This window comes from Bacteroides sp. 2_2_4 (assembly GCF_000157055.1).
Classification (GTDB): domain Bacteria; phylum Bacteroidota; class Bacteroidia; order Bacteroidales; family Bacteroidaceae; genus Bacteroides; species Bacteroides ovatus.
Genome location: NZ_EQ973355.1, coordinates 259,311 through 262,166, shown reverse-complemented (window position 1 = coordinate 262,166; position 2,856 = coordinate 259,311). Strand labels below are relative to the sequence as shown.

The following is a 2,856-nucleotide window of genomic DNA, read 5'->3' as shown; positions in this document are numbered from 1 at the left end:
ACCGTTAAGCAAGAAGCACAAAGCATCCTATATTTTCAATTATCGGTATTCCACAACAGGACTTCTGAACTTGGAGGGCGGAAAGATGGACTATCAGGACTTGAACTTCAAACTGAATTTCCCGACACAGAAAGCAGGAACATTCTCTGTCTGGGGAACCAGCCTGATTGATAAATTCGGCAGTGATTTTGAAAAGAATACGGATAAATGGGAATATATGAGCGACCGTAGCGAATCAAAAGACAAACAGTATATGGCTGCCGGAGGTATCAGCCACCGTTATTTCTTCAACAATGACGCATCACTGAAAACCACTATTGCCGGTACTTATTCGCAACTGGACGGTGGAGCAACCATGTTTAACCACTCTTTGGAATCCACCCCCTACATGGATCTTAACTCAAAACATACTAACTTAATACTAACTTCGACTTTTAACCGTAAATTCAGTAACCGTTTTACTAATAAGACAGGATTTACGTATAATGCCATGTTCTATCAAATGAATCTTGCCATTGCTCCTTATGAAGCCGAATCACTGGAAACCGTATCTCAAGGAAAAGGTAATACGAGTCTGATATCTGCCTACAATAGTTCTTCTGTAGGATTGACGGAACGCTGGACGCTCAATGCCGGTATTTACGGGCAATTTCTGACTCTGAATAATAAATGGTCTGTTGAACCCCGTATTGGTTTGAAATGGCAAGCTACTCCGAAAGCAACTTTTGCACTGGCTTATGGTATGTACAGTCGCATGGAGAAAATGGACGTCTATTTTGTGAAAACGAAAAGTACAGGAGACAAATCCGTCAACAAGGAACTCGATTTCACCAAAGCGCAGCACGTCATGTTATCTTTTGGATACAAAATATCCGATCGCATGAATCTGAAAATAGAACCTTATATCCAATTTCTCCATGATGTGCCTGTGATGGCTGACAGCTCTTATTCCGTACTCAACCGTTCTGATTTCTATGTGGAAGACGCATTGGTTAATAAAGGAAGAGGACGCAACATCGGTATTGACATCACTTTAGAACGTTTCCTGGAAAAAGGGCTCTATTACATGATTTCCGGTTCTCTTTTCGATTCCCGCTACCGGGGCGGAGACGGTGTGTGGTACAATACGAAGTTTAATCGGAATTATGTCATCAACGGACTGATTGGAAAGGAATGGATGCTGGGACGTAACAGACAGAATATTCTTAGCATCAATCTGAAATTGACCTTACAAGGAGGTGACCGGTATTCTCCGATTGACAGGGAAGCAACGATGAATCATCCTGATAAAGAGGTGCAATATGACGAAACGAAAGCATTTTCTAAACAGTATTCTCCCATGCTTATCGGCAACTATACCGTGAGTTACCGCATCAACAAGAAGAAAGTCTCTCATGAGTTTGCAGTGAAAGGACTTAATTTTACCGGTGCGAAAGAACACTATGGACATGAATATAATGTGAAAACTGGAAAAATTGATGTTAGTGACGGTTCTACAACATTGACAAATGTGAGTTATAAACTTGAATTTTAAATAACCGATATAGAAGTCCAACCGGAAAAATGTTTTATCTTCGTCCCCGGAGATAAAACATCTTCCCTGATTAAATACACGATGGCTGAAACAATAACAACAGACAATAAATCTACTTTATTATATCGATTCCTCGTTAGTCCGGAACTTCGATGGGCGCGTTATCTGGTGCTTATTATGGTGTTGGCTACCATATCATTCAATCAGGTTTTTATTATATTCCTCGATTATCGGGATATATTGGGAGGATGGATTTATACATTCACTTTCTTATATCTACTGACTTATATAGGAGTTATTTATCTGAATCTTTTCTGGCTCTTTCCAAAGTTTTTGCTGAAAAGACGCTATCTAACCTACATATCCTTACTTTCAGTAGCAATGATGCTTGCCCTGGCAATACAAATGGCAACGGAATATGTATCTTATTCCTGCTGGCCGGAATTTTACGAACGTGCCTCCTATTTCTCCATACCTATAGTGATGGATTATATATCTTCTTTCATGTTGTCCACACTCTGCATGATAGGAGGAACAATGACCGTTCTCCTGAAAGAATGGATGATAGATCATCAACGTGTCTCACAAATGGAAAAGGTTCACGTTCTTTCGGAAGTGGAACAGCTAAAAGAACAAGTCAGCCCCGAACTTCTTTTCAAAACATTGCATCATTCGGGGGAACTGACATTGAGCGAACCGGAAAAAGCTTCGAAGATGCTGATGAAATTAAGTCAACTACTTCGCTATCAGCTATATGATTGCAGCAGAACAAAGGTATTGCTTAGTAGTGAAATTAATTTCCTGAATAATTACCTGACCTTGGAACAGAATTCTCAGGCACAATTCAATTATGAACTGCTTGCGGATGGAGAAGTAAATAGAACACTGGTTCCACCCTTGCTTTTCATTCCATTTGTGCAATATATTGTAAAATCAATCAACGAACAGCGAACATCAATCCCTGTTTCTCTCAAAATCCATTTGAAAGTAGAAGAGAACACAATTATATTCACTTGTCTTTGCCTACAAGTGAATCTTTTGGAAGATAAAGGACTTGAAAGAATCCGCCAAAGACTGAACTTATTATATGGCAATCGTTACAGACTATTCCTGACGACAGAAAGCATCTGGTTGGAATTGAAAGGAGGTGAAGTATGAACCTGAATACAGAACATAGAAGAATGGAAGATAAAAGTGTCACAGCTTTTCTGTTAAGTCCTCATTACCGGACATGTAGACATCTGTTACTGCAAATAATAGTTCTTTTGATGACTATTAATGTCTTTTGGTACGAACCTTTGCAGTCAGTTTCTTTTTGGCGG

General features: G+C 39.5%; 1 protein-coding gene and 1 pseudogene. Both read left to right on the top strand.

The features are described from left to right. A pseudogene (locus BSCG_RS26035) lies at nt 1–1,534 on the top strand (prevent-host-death protein); the annotation flags it as partial. Between the two features lie 81 nt (nt 1,535–1,615). Continuing rightward, nucleotides 1,616–2,692, top strand: a complete 1,077-nt coding sequence (locus BSCG_RS26040) for a sensor histidine kinase (protein WP_004311232.1) — start codon at nt 1,616–1,618, stop codon at nt 2,690–2,692. Nucleotides 2,693–2,856: the final 164 nt, after the last annotated feature.

Bases quoted from the DNA above. Each gene is read 5' to 3' on its own strand.
- BSCG_RS26040 (WP_004311232.1), top strand. From the start codon at position 1,616: ATGGCTGAAACAATAACAACAGACAATAAATCTACTTTATTATATCGA.